This is a genomic window from Pseudomonas sp. 1D4 (assembly GCF_001728925.1).
Classification (GTDB): domain Bacteria; phylum Pseudomonadota; class Gammaproteobacteria; order Pseudomonadales; family Pseudomonadaceae; genus Metapseudomonas; species Metapseudomonas otitidis.
The window spans coordinates 76,760-92,044 of sequence record NZ_LXJQ01000017.1 but is presented as its reverse complement, the minus strand read 5'-3'; the positions used below and the strand labels follow the sequence as shown (position 1 = coordinate 92,044).

Here is a 15,285-nt window from a genome sequence, read left to right as displayed (position 1 = left end):
CCGCCGTTGAGGCGGGTTTTTTCGGGATTTGGTCGGAGCGACTGGATTCGAACCAGCGACCTTCTCGTCCCGAACGAGACGCGCTACCAAGCTGCGCTACGCTCCGTGAGATGGCGCGCATTCTACAGAAAACTTTTTGGTCGACAAGGGGTTAGCGGAAAAAATTTTGCGGGGCGACGGTTTTTGCGCTCTGGCGTGACGCAGATGAAACAAAGCCCGCGACGGGCAGGACCCGTGGCGGGCTGGGCGCCGGTGAGGCGCTGGACGATCAGAGTTCCTTGATGGTGCGGACCTGATCCTTGTTGACCTTGGCACGCTTGCCGTCGAGTTGTTCGAACTCGTAGAAGCCGGTGTCGTCGTCGTAGTCCGGCTTGTCCACGGTCTGCAGCTCGCGGCCGTCGTTGAGGGTGATCACGCTGGGGGTGGAGCAGCCGGCGAGGGCGGCCAGGCCCAGTACAAGCGCAAAAGCGGGAAGGATCCGCTGGTTCATCTGCCATCTCCTTGATGAATGAACGGGTTGTTCTGGAGGCTCTGACGGACGAAGCGCGGCCAAAGTTCCGGAACCGGGCCAGTGTCACGCCGTCGGGGGCGTGCTTTCAAGCAATTCCGGGGTGTTCAGGTTGGCCAGGCGCGGGTCGTTGTCGGCGCAGGGTATGGCCAGCGGGTCGAGCGGGCGCAGGGCGCGCTGGGGGCTGCGCTCGCCGGCCTGCCAGGCGGCTTCCAGCACAGGCAGTACGCTGCGTGGCAGTACACAGAACAGCGGCTCCCAGAAGCCGCCCCGGTGCAGCATCGCCGGGCGCTCGCCGGCGGCGTCGAGCAGGCGCTGCAGCAGCTCGTCGTCCACCAGCGGGGCATCGCAGGGCAGCACCAGCAGGTGCGGGTGGCGGGCAGCGGCGAGGCCGGCGCGGATGCCGGCGAGGGGGCCCTGGTAGTCGGGGCTGTCGTCCTGCACCAGGCGGTCGGCCCAGGCGGCGTAGCGTTCGGTGTTGCGGTTGCAGGAGATGATCAGGTCGTCGGTGATCGGCCGGGCCACGGCGTGCAGCCAGTCGATCAGCGGGCGGCCGCGCCAGTCCACCAGGCCCTTGTCGCGGCCGCCCAGGCGTTGTCCGCGACCACCGGACAGCAGCAGGACGGAGCAGGGCAGGGCAGGCACGGCGGGCATGGGCGAGGTCTCGGCGAACGGGCGCTGTGATATAACACCGGCCTCCCTGTCCTACAACTGGAAGCCAGCCATGAACCACAAGGCCGAGGCGGTGTTCGTGCCGCTCAATATCGCCGTGCTCACTGTCAGCGACACCCGCACCCTGGAAACCGACACCTCCGGCCAACTGTTCGTCGATCGCCTCACCGCTGCCGGCCACAACCTGGCTGCGCGCGTCCTGTTGAAGGACGACCTGTACAAGATCCGCGCCCAGGTGGCCACCTGGATCGCCGAGGACACCGTGCAGGTGGTGCTGATCACCGGTGGCACCGGTTTCACCGGTCGCGACAGCACCCCCGAGGCGGTGGCCTGCCTGCTGGACAAGCGCGTCGACGGCTTTGGCGAGTACTTCCGGCAGATCTCGGTGGCCGACATCGGCACCTCCACCCTGCAATCCCGCGCCCTGGCGGGCCTGGCCAACGGCACCCTGGTGTGCTGCCTGCCGGGTTCCACCAATGCCTGCCGCACCGCCTGGGACGGCATCCTCGGCGAGCAACTGGACAACCGTCACCGCCCCTGCAACTTCGTGCCGCACCTGAAGGCCGCCGCCCCCTGCGAGAGCCGCGCATGAGCGGCTGCGACCACCCCGGGCTGCTGCCGGTGGAGGCGGCCCAGGCGCGCCTGCTGGCGCTGGCCGATGCGGCGCGGATCGCCGGCGTGGAAGCCCTGCCGCTGGCCCAGGCCGATGGCCGTGTGCTGGCTGAACCTCTGGTGGCCAGCCTGGACCTGCCGCCCTGGGACAACAGCGCCATGGATGGCTACGCCCTGCGCCTGGACGACTGGCAGGGCGAGCCGCTGCTGGTAAGCCAGCGGATTCTTGCCGGCAGTGCTCCGGCGGCGCTGCAGCCTGGCACCTGCGCGCGCATCTTCACCGGTGCGCCGCTGCCCGAGGGCGCCGACTGCGTGGAGATGCAGGAGAACGTCGAGGTGCTGGCCGATGGTCGAGTCCGCCTGCTGCAGCCGCTCAAGGCCCGGCAGAACGTGCGCCCCCTTGGCCAGGAGACGCGGGTGGGCGAGACGGTGCTGGATGCCGGCACCTTGCTCGGTCCCATCGAGCTGGGGCTGGCCGCGACCCTCGGCGTGGCCGTGCTGCCGGTGCGCCGCCGTGCGCGGGTGGCAGTGCTCTCCACCGGTGACGAGCTGGTGGAACCGGGCCAGGCCCTCGGCCCCGGACAGATCTACAACAGCAACCGCACGCTGCTCTGTGCCTGGCTGCGCCGCCTGGGCTGCGAGGTGGTGGACGGTGGCATCCTCGCTGACGACCTGGAACTGACCCGCCAGGCCCTGGGGGCGCTGAGCGATGTGGACCTGATCCTCTCCACGGGCGGGGTGTCGGTGGGCGAGGCGGACTTCCTCGGCCAGGCGCTGCGCGAGGAGGGCGAGCTGGCGCTGTGGAAGCTGGCGATCAAGCCGGGCAAACCGCTGACCTTCGGGCACTTCCGGGGTGTGCCGGTGATCGGCCTGCCGGGCAACCCGGCCTCGACCCTGGTGACCTTCGGCCTGCTGGCGCGGCCCTACCTGCTGCGTCGCCTGGGCGTGGAACGTATCGAACCGCTGGGCTTCCCGGTGCCGGCCGGGTTCATCTGGAGCAAGCCGGGCAACCGCCGCGAGTACCTGCGGGCACGGCTGGAGAATGGCCGCGCGGTGATCTACCGCAACCAGAGCTCCGGTGTGCTGCGCAGCGCCGCCTGGGCAGATGGCCTGGTGGAAGTGCTGGAGGGCACCACCCTGGCTGAGGGTGACCTGCTGCGCTTCATTCCCCTCAGCGAACTGCAGGCCTGATCTGGAGAGCCCTAGCCCCGGGCTTCAGTTCGGGGATGAAGAGCCCCTGGGCTGAAGCCCAGTCTACGAGGTGGTGCTTGCGGGGCTTTTGTAGCCCGGACTTCAGTCCGGGGATCAAGAGCCCCTGGGCTGAAGCCCAGGCTACGGGGTGGTGCTTGCGGGGGCTTTTGTAGCCCGGGCTTCAGTTCGGGGATGAAGAGCCCCTGGGCTGAAGCCCAGGTTACGGTGGGCGGTGTTTGCAGGGGCATTTGTAGCCCGGACTTCAGTCCGGGGATGAAGAGCCCCTGGGCTGAAGCCCAGGCTACGGGGCAGTGCTTGCGGGGGCTTTTGTAGCCCGGACTTCAGTCCGGGGATGAAGAGATCCTGGGCTGAAGCCCAGGCTACGGAGCGGTGCTTGCGGAGACATTTGTAGCCCGGACTTCAGTCCGGGGATGAAGAGCCCCTGGGCTGAAGCCCAGGCTACGGGGCGGTGTTTGCGGGGGCTTTTGTAGCCCGGACTTCAGTCCGGGGATGGAGCGCTCAGCCCTGGCGCTTGGCCTCCCGGTATTCGCCGGGCGTCTGGCCGGTCCAGGCCTTGAAGCTGCGGTGGAACGAACGTGATTCGGTGAAGCCGAGGTAGGCGGCGATGTCCTGGATCGCCAGGTCGCTGCGCAGCAGGTAGTGCTCGGCCAGTTCCTGGCGCAGTTCGTCGAGGATCTGCTGGTAGCTGGTGCCGGCCTGCTGCAGGTGGCGCTGCAGGGTGCGTACCGTCATGTGGAACTTCTCCGCCACCCGCTCCTTGCGCGGTAGGCCGTCCTTGAGCAGCAGGCGCAGGGCGTTCTTTACCCGCTGTGGCAGCGGTTCGTTCTGGTCCAGCCCGGCCATCATCGCCAGGGCGTGCTCCTCCAGGGTGCGCAGGAGGTTGGCATCGGCCTGGCGCAGGGGCACGGCGAGGTACTCCAGGGGCACCAGCAGGGCGCTGCAGGGCTGCTCAAAGTGCACCGGGCAGCCGAATACCGCTTCGTAGTCCTCCTGGCGCGTGCCCGTCGGCAGGGCGTGCTCGAACCAGACCTCGCGGGGCGAGCGCTCCATGTCGGCGATCCAGCGGGCGTAGAGCAGCCAGGAGGCGAGCACGTTCTCCACCATGTGCCGGCGGATCTCCGGGGCTTCGTGGCGGCAGTTCCAGCTCAGGCGGATGTGGTCCGTGGCAGCTTCGATCTGGCTGGTGCCCATGTCCCCCACCAGCTTCTCGTAGGGAATGATGCGGCTCATGGCTTCGCCCAGGGTGGCGCAGTTCATGGTGATGTAGCCCAGCACGCTCCAGGAGCCCGGCTGGACGAAGTGCGCGGAATGCAGGCCGAACAGCGGGTCGCCGGACACCTCGATCAGGTGCTGCAGCAGGCGTTCGTGGCTCTCGCTGGGAATCCGCCGGCCGTTGTCGGTGAGGTCCTCGGGCTGCAGGCCGGCGGCGCGCAGGGCGGCGGCGCGGTCCAGGCCCAGGTGGTCGGCATGGCGCAGGTACTTCAGCAGGGCGGGAACGGAGGTATAGCCGAGCGCGTGCATGGGTTCTTCTTGTTCTGGGTTGTCCTGATTGGCGATAGCCGCTGTCCCGATCAGACAGTGACGCTGCGGGGCGGCTGGCTAGTATAGGCAGCCATCGAAAACCTTCGAAACAACCAGGACAAGGAGAACGGGATGCGACGCTGGAACGGCTGGGGCGACGAGTCGACCGTGGTGGAGCTGCCGGCCAATGGGGCCGAATTCCTGGGCGCGCGGGTCGGCGCCGGGCAGGTGCTGGCGGATGCCACCCTGGAGCAGGTGCTGGCCAGCGTGCCGGCCTCGCGCCTGCCGGAGCATCCGCTGGTGAGCCAGGATGCGGAGGTGCGGGTGCGCCACGCCCGTGGCCAGAGCCTGCCGGACTGGCTGGCGATGCGCGAAGGCCGCTTCGAGGTGTTCCCCGACGGCGTGGCCTTCCCCGAAAGCCCGCAGGACATCCGTGTGCTGATGGCCTGGGCGGCCCAGCACGACGTGGTGCTGATCCCTTACGGCGGCGGTACTTCGGTGGCCGGGCACATCAACCCGCAGGCTTCCAGCCGCCCGGTGCTGACCCTGTCCCTGGCGCGCATGAGCCGCCTGCTGGAGCTGGACGAGGCGAGCCAGATCGCCACCTTCGGCCCCGGTGCCAACGGCCCGCAGGTGGAAAGCCAGTTGCGTGCCCGGGGCTTCACCCTCGGGCACTTCCCGCAGTCCTGGGAGCTGTCCACCCTCGGCGGCTGGGTCGCCAGCCGCTCCAGTGGCCAGCAGTCGCTGCGCTACGGGCGCATCGAGCAGTTGTTCGCCGGCGGCACCCTGGAGACCTTCGACGGCCCGCTGGAGCTGCCGACCTTCCCGGCCTCGGCGGCCGGGCCGGACCTGCGCGAGCTGGTGCTGGGCTCCGAGGGCCGCTTCGGGGTGATATCGGAAGTCAAGGTGCGGGTGTCGCGCCTGGCTGACCAGGAGCGCTTCTACGCGGTGTTCCTGCCGGACTGGACGCGGGCGCTGCAAGCGGTGCGGACCCTGGCCCAGGCGCGGGTGCCGCTGTCCATGCTGCGCCTGTCCAATGCCATCGAGACCGAGACCCAACTGGCTCTGGCCGGCCACCCGGAGCGCATCGCGCTGCTGGAGAAGTACCTGGCCTTCCGAGGGGCACGCATTGGCAAGTGCATGCTGACCTTCGGCGTGACCGGCTCGCGGGTGCAGAACGCCGCTTCGTTGCGTCAGGCCAAGGCGCTGCTGAGGCCCTTCGGCGGGGTGTTCACCGGCACCCTGCTGGGCAGCAAGTGGGCGGAGAACCGTTTCCGCTTCCCCTACCTGCGTCACGCCCTGTGGGAGGCCGGCTACGTGGTGGACACCCTGGAGACGGCCACCGACTGGTCCAACGTCGACGCCCTGATGGGCAAGGTGGAGGCCAGCCTGCGCGAGGGGCTGGCGGACGAGGGCGAGCGGGTGCACGTGTTCACCCACCTGTCCCACGTCTACGGCGAGGGTTCGAGCATCTACACCACCTACGTGTTCCGTCCCGGCGCGAGCTACGAAACGGCCCTGGGCCGCTGGCAGCGCCTCAAGTTCGCGGCGAGCGAGGTGATCGCCCACAACCGCGGCACCATCAGCCACCAGCACGGCGTGGGCCGCGACCACGCGCCCTGGCTGCCGCTGGAAAAGGGTGTGCGTGGAATGGCCACGCTGCAGGCTATGGCCCGTCACTTTGACCCGGACGGCCGCCTGGCGCCCGGCGTGCTGCTGCAGGACTGAGCCGTGGCGACCTGGAACGCCGCCTGGCGGGCGGCCGCGCTGCCGGCGCTGGCCGCGCGGGAGTGGGACCTGATCGTGGTCGGGGGCGGCATCACCGGGGCCGGCATCCTGCGTGAGGCGGCGCGGCGGGGCTGGTCCTGCCTGCTGCTGGAGCAGCGCGACTTCGCCTGGGGCACCTCCAGCCGCTCGTCGAAGATGGTCCACGGCGGCCTGCGCTACATCGCCAAGGGGCAGATCGGCCTCACCCGCGACTCGGTGCGCGAGCGCCAGCGGCTGCTGGCGGAAGCGCCCGGCCTGGTGGACCCGCTGAGCTTCGTGATGCCCCATCGCGGCGGCTTTCCCGGTCCCCGGGTGTTCGGCACGCTGCTGGCGCTGTACGACGCCCTGGCCGGGGTGCGCAACCACCGCTACCACCCGCTGCCGCAACTGCGCTTCCTGGCCCCTGGGCTGGGCGAGGCGGGGCTGCAGGGCGGGACCCAGTTCTTCGATGCCGTGACGGATGACGCGCGCCTGGTGATGCGGGTGCTGGCCGAGGCCCGGCGCGAGGGCGGTGAAGCCCTCAACGGGCTGCGGGTGCTGGAACTGACCCGTGACCAGGGGCGGGTGACCGGCCTGGTGGCGGAGGATACCGAGGGTGGCGAGCGGCTGACGTTTCGCAGCCGCGCCGTGGCCCTGGCCACCGGCGCCTGGGCGGATGAACTGCGCCGTCGCGAGGGGCCGGAGCACATCCGCCCGCTGCGGGGCAGCCACCTGTTGTTGCCGGCCTGGCGCCTGCCGCTGGCCCACGCCATCAGCTTCATGCACCCGGACGACGGGCGCCCGGTGTTCGTCTTCCCCTGGGAAGGCGCGACCGTGGTGGGCACCACCGACCTGGACCACCGTGCGGGGCTGACCGAAGACGCAGCCATCAGCGCCGAGGAAGTCGACTACCTGCTGGCCGCCTGCGCCGCGCAGTTCCCGGATGCCGCCATCGGCCGCGCCGACGTGCTCTCCACCTGGGCCGGCGTGCGGCCGGTGGTGAGCGATGGGGCCGAGGGACGCAAGCCCTCTGACGAGAAGCGCGAGCACGCGCTGTGGACAGAGCCCGGCTGCGTGACCCTGGCCGGGGGCAAGCTCACCACCTTCCGCCTGCTGGCCCTGGAGGTGCTGCAGGCCTGCGCACCGTTCACCGGGCGCGAAGTGGCGGACCACGGTTCGGCGGTGTTCACGCCGGCACCGCTGCCGCCCCTGCCGGTGGGCGCGGGTCTGCAGCGGCGCCTGGCGGGCCGCCATGGCCCGGCATTGGCGCGGCTGGCGCCCTGGCTGGAGCGCTTGGGGAGCGAGCGGGTGGGCGGCAGCGAGGTGCTCTGGGCCGAGCTGGCCTGGGCGGCTGAAGGCGAGCTGGTGCTGCACCTGGATGATCTGCTGCTGCGCCGCACGCGGCTGGGCCTGCTGGTGGCGGAGGGCGGCCAGGCGTACCTGCCGCGCATCCGCGCACTGTGCCAGCCGCTGCTGGAATGGGACGATGCGCGCTGGGCGCACGAGGAGCAGGCATACCGGGCGCTGTGGCGCCGGTACTACAGCCTGCCCGCATAACGACAAGAAAGGACGTCACCGTGAGCGAAACGAGCTACCTGCTGGCCATCGACAACGGCACTCAGAGCGTGCGTGCCCTGCTGTTCGACCTGCAGGGCAACCTGGTGGGCAAGGGCAAGGTGCCGCTGGAGGCCTACTACTCCAAGCAGCCCGGCTGGGCCGAGCAGGACCCGGAGTACTACTGGTCGAGCCTGGCCGAGGCCTGCCGCCTGCTGTGGGCGTCGGTGGACATCGACCGCAGCCTGATCCGTGGCGTGGCCCTGACCACCCAGCGCGGCACGGTGATCCATGTTGACGAGGCCGGTCAGCCGCTGCGCCCGGCGATCATCTGGCTGGATCAGCGTCGTGCCGAGGCCGAGGGACGCATCAAGGGGCCCTGGGGCTGGCTGTTCCGCCTGCTGCGGCTGGAGCCGACGGTGGACCACTTCCGCACCCAGGCGGAGGTGAACTGGGTGGCGCAGAATCAGCCGGAGCTGTGGGCGCGGACCCACAAGGTGCTGCTGCTGTCGGGGTTCCTGACCCACCGGCTGTGCGGCCGCTTCGTGGATTCGGTGGGCTGCCAGGTGGCCTACCTGCCGTTCGACTACAAGCGCCTGGACTGGGCCAGGCCGAGCGACTGGAAGTGGCAGGCGATGCCGGTACGCCGCGAGCAGTTGCCGGACCTGTGCAAGCCGGGCGAGACCCTGGGGCGCATCACCGCCGAGGCGAGCCGCCTGACCGGCATTCCCGAGGGGCTGCCGCTGGTGGCCGCCGCCGCCGACAAGGCCTGCGAGGTGATGGGTTCGGGTGGGGTGGCGCCGGACACGGCCTGCCTCTCCTACGGCACCACGGCGACCATCAACACCACGCGCCAGCGCTACCTGGAGACGATTCCGTTGATCCCGCCGTACCCGGCGGCGGTGCCGGACCACTTCAATACCGAGGTGATGATCTACCGCGGGTTCTGGATGGTCAGTTGGTTCAAGCAGGAGTTCGGCCTGCGGGAAATGCAGCGGGCGCGTGAGCTGGGGGTGGAGCCGGAAGCGCTGTTCGACGAGCTGGTCAACGGCGTGCCGCCCGGCTCCATGGGGCTGACGCTGCAGCCGTACTGGTCCCCCGGCATCCGTGAGCCGGGGCTGGAGGCGAAGGGGTCGATCATCGGCTTCGGCGACGTGCACACCCGGGCGCACATCTACCGGGCCATCCTCGAAGGGCTGGCCTACGCCCTGCGCCAGGGCAAGGAGCGCATCGAGAAGCGCTCCGGCACGCGCATCACCCGGCTGCGGGTGTCCGGCGGGGGCTCCCAGAGTGATGCGGCGATGCAATTGACGGCGGACATCTTCGGCCTGCCGGCGGAGCGGCCCCATGTGTTCGAGACTTCGGGGCTGGGGGCGGCCATCGACTGCGCGGTGGGACTGGGGCTGCACCCAGACTTCCCCACCGCCATCGCGGCGATGACGCGGGTGGGGCAGGTGTTCCAGCCCAACCCGGAGGCGCGGCGGGTCTACGAGCAGCTGTACCGCGAGGTGTACCTGAACATGTACCGGCAGTTGAAGCCGCTGTACCAGAAGATCCGCGACATCACCGGCTACCCGGCCTGACGGGAGCCGTGGCACGCCGGGCTGAAGCCCGGGCTACGGCTTGAATGGAACCCCCCCGGTGGTTGTCACCGGGGGCGTTCTGTTTCGGGTCAGGCCACGTCCACCAGCACGATCTCGGTGTCTTCCTGGGCGCTGAAGGTCAGGTGCGTTTCATCCTTCACGGCGACACCGTCGCGGGCCTGGGCGGGGATGCCGTTCACTTCGTAGCGACCCTGCGCGGCCACCAGGTAGGCCTTGCGGCCGGGTTCGAGGTGGTACTCGGCGGTCTGGCCGGCCTTGATCGTTGCAGCTACCAGCCGGGCATTGGCGCGGATGTGCAGGGCATCGCTGCCCGCGTCGATGCCGCTGGCGAGGGTGACGAAGGTGCCGGCGCGCTCCCCCTTGGGAAACGGGCGGGTGCCCCAGGACGGCGCCGTACCGAACTCGGTGGGCATGATCCAGATCTGAAAGATGCGGGTGGTCTCGTCCTCCAGGTTGTATTCGGAGTGGGCGATGCCGGTGCCTGCGCTCATCACCTGCACGTCGCCGGCCACGGTGCGGCCCTTGTTGCCGAGGTTGTCCTGGTGGGTGATGGCGCCGTCACGGACGTAGGTGATGATCTCCATGTCCCGGTGCGGGTGCGGCGGGAAGCCGGAGTGCGGGGCGATCTCGTCGTCGTTCCACACCCGCAGTTGGCCCCAGTTCATCCGCGCCGGGTCGTGGTACTCGGCGAAGGAGAAGTGGTGACGGGCATTCAGCCAGCCATGCTGGGCGGCGCCGAGTTGCTGGAAGGGGCGTACGTGGATCATGGGAATCTCCTGTCGGGCCGGGGTGGGTTGGGCTCCCCGGCGCAATGGTGGCCATGATCCATCGACTGATGATGGTGAAGAAGCGGGATTTATGGGTTCCAGCTATCGATTCGCTCGATAGTTCTGTTGGATTTCGCTGGCAGGCTCTTTCACGTTTTCCCTGGGGGCGTGCCTATACTCGGGCCCATTCCCGGTGTGGAGCGATTGATGACTGAACGCAAGGCGGTGCTGGTGCTGCATGGCAAGCAGGCCATGAATGAGGAGGTCCGCGCGGCGGTGATGGCCCGTCGTGAGGCGGGCTGGGAGCTGGCGGTGCGGGTGACCTGGGAGGGTGGCGATGCCCGCCGGCTGGTGGACGAGGCCCTGGCAGGCGGCTACCGAACCCTGGTGGCCGGCGGCGGCGACGGCACCCTGCGGGACGTGGCCGAGGCGATTGCCCTGTCCGGCGAGGACGCCAGCCTGGCCCTGCTGCCGCTGGGCACCGCCAATGACTTCGCCCACGCCGCCGGGGTGCCGCTGGTGCCCGGCGAGGCGCTGGCGCTGCTGGACGTGCCGGCCCGGGCCATCGACCTGGGGGAAGCCGACGGGCGGCTGTTCCTCAACATGGCGACCGGCGGTTTCGGTTCCAAGGTCACGGCCAACACCTCGGAGGACCTGAAGAAGGTGCTCGGCGGTGCGGCCTACCTGCTCACCGGGCTGACACGCTTTTCGGAGGTGCATGCGGCCTTCGGGCGCTTCCGTGGGCCTGATTTCGCCTGGGAGGGGGAGTTCCTCGCCCTGGGCATCGGCAACGGCAGCCAGGCGGGCGGCGGGCACGTGCTCTGCCCCCGTGCGCGGGTGGACGACGGCCTGCTCGATCTCTGTATCGTGCCGGCGCCGCAGGACGTGGTGGGTACCCTGGGGACGCTGCTGTCGGGCGGCATGCGCGGCCTGGAGGCGGTCTCGGTGACCGCCCGTCTGCCCTGGGTGGAGGTGGAGGCGCCGGAGGGATTGGATGTAAATCTGGACGGCGAGCCGCTGGAATGTCGGCAGGTTCGCTTCAGTGCGCGCCGTAACGCACTACGCTTACATCTGCCGGACGGTTCGCCGCTGCTAAGGGCCCCTGGGTCGTGAGCCGTCTTCTGGTGTGGTGCGCCGGGGTGGTGCATGATGGCTCCCCGCCATGACGGCTACAGTTATCCCATCACTCTGCCGATAAGGTGAAGCAGCCGCAGTCCGGCTGGAATTTTCTACAGGAGCATGCAATGGCCGGTATTCTCGACACAGTCGACCAGCGCACCCAACTGGTGGGTGAGAACCGCCTGGAAATCCTCATGTTCCGACTGGTGGGCCGTCAGTTGTTCGCCATCAACGTGTTCAAGGTGCAGGAAGTCCTGCAACTGCCCAAGCTGACCCTGATTCCCCAGCGCCATCCCTACGTCTGCGGCGTGGTCAACCTGCGCGGCCATACGCTGCCGGTGATCGACCTGTCCCGTGCCATCGGTATGCGCGCGCTGGTGCCGGACAAGAACAGCACCATCATCGTCACCGAGTACAACCGTTCGGTGCAGGCTTTCCTGGTGGGGGGCGTGGACCGCATCCTCAACCTCAACTGGGAGTCCATCCAGCCGCCTCCCGGTGGGGCCGGTCGTCAGCACTACCTGACGGCGATCACCAAGGTGGAGGACAACATCGTCGAGATCATCGACGTGGAGAAGGTGCTGGCCGAGATCGTGCCCATGAGCACCCGCGTTTCGGAGGAGCGCCTGGGCAACCCGTTGCTGGAGCGTGCCCGTGGCCGCGAAGTGCTGCTGGTGGACGATTCCAATGTCGCCCTGACCCAGTTGCGCGAGACACTCTCCCAACTGGGCATCCGCACTCATTCGGCCAGTGACGGCCTGAAGGCCCTCAACCTGCTGAAGAAGTGGGCGGATTCCGGTGAGGTGATGACCGACAAGCTGCTGATGGTCTTCACCGATGCCGAAATGCCGGAGATGGACGGCTACCGTCTGACTACCGAGATCCGCAACGACCCGCGTCTGCGCGACCTCTATGTGGTGATGCACACCTCGCTGTCCGGCAGCTTCAACGACGCCATGGTGAAGAAGGTGGGGTGCGACAACTTCCTCTCCAAGTTCCAGCCCGACAAGCTGGTCGACGTGGTGGCGGACCGCCTGAGCAAGGACAACTGACCGCCGGGCGACGGGCTTGGCCGCCCGTCGCCGATTCCGTATAAGGGACGCTTCCGACCGCCTGATGGAAGCTGGCCCATGCTGCGTCTCACCGCTCTGTATCGCTACCCCATGAAATCCGCCATCGGTGAGTCCCTCGCGCGCGCCGAGCTGGACGGTCTTGGCCTGGCCGGTGATCGCCGCTGGATGCTGGTGGACGCCAGCAACGGGCGCTTCCTCACCCAACGTGCACTGCCGCAGATGTCTCAGCTCAGCGCCCGCTGGAACGCCTCGGGCGGTTTGAGCCTGCGTGCCGTCGGCCTGCCGGAGCTGGAGGTGCCCTTGCCGGGCGCCGGGGCGGAGCTGCGCGGCGCGCAGATCTGGAGCGATGCGATGAGGGTGCCCGATGCCGGCGACGAGGCGGCCGAATGGCTGAGCCGCTTTATCGGCAAACCGTGTCGCCTGGTGCATGTGCCGACCGAGCGTGCCCGGGACATCCCGGGCAGCCTGCTGCCAGAGGAGAAGGTGGGCTTCGCCGACGGCTACCCGCTGCTGCTGATCGGCCAGGCCTCCCTCGATGACCTGTCGGCACGGGTCGGTCGCCCGTTGGAGATGCTGCGCTTCCGCCCGAACCTGGTGGTGGAGGGCTGCGAGCCCTATGCCGAGGACAACTGGAAGCGCATCCGCATCGGCGGCGTGGAGTTCAGTGTTGCCAAGGGGTGCAGCCGCTGCATCCTCACCACCATCGACCCGGCCACCGGCGAGCGCAGCGCCGATCGTGAACCGCTGACGACCCTGAAGACCTATCGGGAGCGCGAGGGGGAGGTGTTCTTCGGGCAGAACCTGATCAACCGGAGCGCCGGCACCCTGGAGGTGGGGATGGCGGTGGAGGTGCTGGAGTAAGGGGCCCGACTCCGCTGCAGCAGGACCATGAAACAAGACGGGCGACGATGGGCGCCCGTCTTGTTTCAGGTGGGGATCACTGGTCGTCGAAGAAGCGCTCGTGCCATTCCACCAGGGGCTGCGGGGCGTTGAGCTTCTTGCCGTAGATGACCGAGTAGGACAGGACGTTCTGTACGTACTGGCGGGTTTCGTCGAATGGGATGCTCTCCACCCAGACGTCGAAAGCCAGATGGTCGGCGCCCTTGAGCCACTGGCGCACGCGACCGGGGCCAGCGTTGTAGGCAGCGGAGGCGAGCACGCGGTTGCCGTTGAACTGGCCGTGGACCTGGCTCAGGTAGGCGGCGCCGAGCTGGATGTTGATGTCCGGGTTGAGGGCCTGCTGGGGCGAGGCCAGGGGGATGCCGAACTTGCGTGCGGTCTCCTTGGCTGTAGCAGGCATCAGTTGCATCAGGCCCATGGCGCCCACGCCGGAGCGGGCGTCGGCCATGAAGGCGCTTTCCTGACGGGTGATGGCGAACACCCAGCTGGAATGCAGCCCTCGCACCTTGGCCTGCTGGGTCAGGGCGCTGCGGTGGGCCATGGGGAAACGGATGTCCAGATCGTCCCAGTACTGGGCCTGGCTGATGGTGCGAATGGCTGGGAAGTACCACTCCATGTCGTAGGCGAGCCGGGCCTGGGCGACCAGTTCCTCGCGGCTGAACAGGCGGCTGACGTAGTACCACTCGCGGCGGCCGTCGACGATCTCGCCGCGATCGTGGAACTCCATGGCCCGGCGGATGCCGGCGGTGTTGCGCACCTTCTGCATCACCTTGGGGTCGATGGCCATGGGCTTGTTGTTGAGCTGGTACGGCGCTTGGATGCGGTCGGCGGCGAGGAAGCCGTAGAAGTCACGCTCGCGGGCCAGGGGCTGCATCAGGCGGGGGGCTTCGGCGCTCTGCGGCTGAGCCAGTTGAAGGCTGCGGGCTTGCCAGTAGCGCCAGCGGTTGGTGCTGGCCAGCGATGGCGGCATCTGTCGGGTCAGTTGGTAGGCGTCCTGCCAACGGCCCAGACGCAGCAGCAGGCGCGCGCGCCATTCGCTGACGGTGTCGTCGCGCAGCTTGGGGTCGTATTGAGTCATCAACTTCAGGGCGCGGGCGTCGAAGCGCTTGGCCAGCGTCAGGCCGATCTCCCGGGCGATGGCGACCTTCTCCTCGCTGGAGAAGGGCATGCGCGTGGCGTAGGCATCCAGCAGGGTGGTGGCCTTGTCCGGGTCCTGGCGGGCCAGGCGACGCAGGCCGAGCCCGACCACATCGGCCATGGTGCGATCGGCCGGGCTGAAGCGTGCGGTCTGGCTCAGCAGTTGCGGGTTCTGGGCGACGTCCACCAGCAGCTTGCCTTGGGTGGACAGGCTCGGGAGGCTCTTGACCAGGAAGCTGGCCAGGCCGTAGTTGCGGGCTTCGGCCGCCAGCTTGGCGCGGCGCCAGCGCATCTGCTCGGTCATCTGGCCGTCGGCGCGCCAGAGTTCGAACAGCGCGTCGCAGGCCTCGGGCTGGGACTTGCCCACCAGCCAGAGCTTCTCGGCTGTTTTGTGGCCGTCGGCCTTGAGGCCGTGCTTGAGTTGGTACTGGCCGTAGAGGCAGTCCAGCTCGGTGAAGTTCATCTTGGGGTCGTAGTGGTTGACGAAGGTCTTCCAGTCGCCGCGCTCGGCGAGCCAGCGCAGCCAGCGCAGCCGCATCCAGTTGGACTGGGGCAGGTCGCCGTGCTCGGCGAGGAACTTCTCGATCTCTTCGTTGCTGGCCCATTTCAGGCGGGCGGTCAGTTCGTCGTAGGCCAGGTGCGGCTCCAGCGGGTAGTCGGCCAGCGCGCTGGCATAGCGCTTGTACGGACCGCTGTCGCCCTTGGCCAGGGCGCGTTTGGCCTCGTCGTACATCTGCCGCTGCTTGGCGAGGGGCACCGCATGGGCCGCGTCGAGCGTGAGGGTGGTGAGAAGCAGGCAGGAGAACAGGCTGAGCAGACGACCGCGCATGACACTTCCGGGTAGAGAAAACGTAGTGGGC

13 protein-coding genes and 1 tRNA gene are annotated in these 15,285 nt (G+C 68.7%); 8 read left to right on the top strand and 6 right to left on the bottom strand.

Going from position 1 to position 15,285, the window contains the following annotated elements; all coding sequences use genetic code 11:
• Positions 1 to 29 precede the first annotated feature (29 nt).
• The 3 genes from A7D27_RS11315 to mobA form a co-directional block, all read right to left on the bottom strand.
• A tRNA-Pro gene (locus tag A7D27_RS11315) sits at positions 30 to 106 on the bottom strand.
• 162 nt (positions 107 to 268) lie between these two features.
• Positions 269 to 490, bottom strand: a complete 222-nt coding sequence (locus tag A7D27_RS11310) for a YgdI/YgdR family lipoprotein (RefSeq protein WP_044405121.1) — start codon at positions 488 to 490, stop codon at positions 269 to 271.
• A gap of 84 nt (positions 491 to 574) precedes the next feature.
• On the bottom strand, positions 575 to 1,162 hold the full coding sequence (gene mobA / locus A7D27_RS11305) for a molybdenum cofactor guanylyltransferase MobA (protein WP_069561738.1): 588 nt from the start codon (positions 1,160 to 1,162) through the stop codon (positions 575 to 577).
• A 70-nt stretch (positions 1,163 to 1,232) separates the two neighbouring features.
• On the opposite strand from mobA, the gene moaB reads away from it, so the two are divergent.
• Positions 1,233 to 1,772: a molybdenum cofactor biosynthesis protein B gene (moaB, locus tag A7D27_RS11300; protein WP_069564925.1), complete on the top strand. Its 540-nt coding sequence runs from the start codon at positions 1,233 to 1,235 to the stop codon at positions 1,770 to 1,772.
• On the top strand, positions 1,769 to 2,983 hold the full coding sequence (glp, locus tag A7D27_RS11295; RefSeq protein WP_069564924.1) for a gephyrin-like molybdotransferase Glp: 1,215 nt from the start codon (positions 1,769 to 1,771) through the stop codon (positions 2,981 to 2,983). The genes moaB and glp overlap by 4 nt, the downstream gene beginning before the upstream one ends.
• 519 nt (positions 2,984 to 3,502) lie before the next feature.
• Here the strand turns inward: glp and A7D27_RS11290 are convergent.
• Positions 3,503 to 4,525 carry an AraC family transcriptional regulator gene (locus tag A7D27_RS11290; protein WP_069564923.1) on the bottom strand — a complete coding sequence of 341 codons (1,023 nt, stop codon included), beginning with the start codon at positions 4,523 to 4,525 and terminating at the stop codon, positions 3,503 to 3,505.
• Positions 4,526 to 4,657: 132 nt separating this feature from the next.
• Between A7D27_RS11290 and A7D27_RS11285 the strand changes: the two genes are divergently transcribed.
• The 3 genes from A7D27_RS11285 to A7D27_RS11275 are packed head-to-tail and all read left to right on the top strand — an operon-like array spanning position 4,658 to position 9,408.
• Entirely contained in the window at positions 4,658 to 6,253 is a 1,596-nt protein-coding gene (locus tag A7D27_RS11285; RefSeq protein ID WP_069564922.1) for an FAD-binding oxidoreductase, read from the top strand.
• A gap of 3 nt (positions 6,254 to 6,256) precedes the next feature.
• The gene (locus A7D27_RS11280) at positions 6,257 to 7,828 is read left to right on the top strand and encodes a glycerol-3-phosphate dehydrogenase/oxidase (RefSeq protein WP_069564921.1); all 1,572 of its coding nucleotides are present in this window, start codon (positions 6,257 to 6,259) and stop codon (positions 7,826 to 7,828) included.
• Between the two features lie 20 nt (positions 7,829 to 7,848).
• On the top strand, positions 7,849 to 9,408 hold the full coding sequence (locus A7D27_RS11275; RefSeq protein WP_069564920.1) for an FGGY-family carbohydrate kinase: 1,560 nt from the start codon (positions 7,849 to 7,851) through the stop codon (positions 9,406 to 9,408).
• Positions 9,409 to 9,497: 89 nt separating this feature from the next.
• On the opposite strand, the gene A7D27_RS11270 is transcribed toward A7D27_RS11275, so the two are convergent.
• Positions 9,498 to 10,196, bottom strand: a complete 699-nt coding sequence (locus A7D27_RS11270) for a pirin family protein (RefSeq protein ID WP_069564919.1) — start codon at positions 10,194 to 10,196, stop codon at positions 9,498 to 9,500.
• Between the two features lie 207 nt (positions 10,197 to 10,403).
• On the opposite strand from A7D27_RS11270, the gene yegS reads away from it, so the two are divergent.
• The 3 genes from yegS to A7D27_RS11255 all read left to right on the top strand — a co-directional run bounded on the left by yegS (position 10,404) and on the right by A7D27_RS11255 (position 13,249).
• Entirely contained in the window at positions 10,404 to 11,309 is a 906-nt protein-coding gene (gene yegS, locus A7D27_RS11265) for a lipid kinase YegS (protein ID WP_069561730.1), read from the top strand.
• A 131-nt stretch (positions 11,310 to 11,440) separates the two neighbouring features.
• The gene (locus tag A7D27_RS11260) at positions 11,441 to 12,367 is read left to right on the top strand and encodes a chemotaxis protein CheV (RefSeq protein ID WP_069561729.1); all 927 of its coding nucleotides are present in this window, start codon (positions 11,441 to 11,443) and stop codon (positions 12,365 to 12,367) included.
• Positions 12,368 to 12,445: 78 nt separating this feature from the next.
• Positions 12,446 to 13,249 carry an MOSC domain-containing protein gene (locus A7D27_RS11255; RefSeq protein ID WP_069561728.1) on the top strand — a complete coding sequence of 268 codons (804 nt, stop codon included), beginning with the start codon at positions 12,446 to 12,448 and terminating at the stop codon, positions 13,247 to 13,249.
• 76 nt (positions 13,250 to 13,325) lie between these two features.
• Here the strand turns inward: A7D27_RS11255 and A7D27_RS11250 are convergent, their stop codons facing one another.
• Positions 13,326 to 15,254: a transglycosylase SLT domain-containing protein gene (locus tag A7D27_RS11250; RefSeq protein ID WP_069561727.1), complete on the bottom strand. Its 1,929-nt coding sequence runs from the start codon at positions 15,252 to 15,254 to the stop codon at positions 13,326 to 13,328.
• Positions 15,255 to 15,285: the final 31 nt, after the last annotated feature.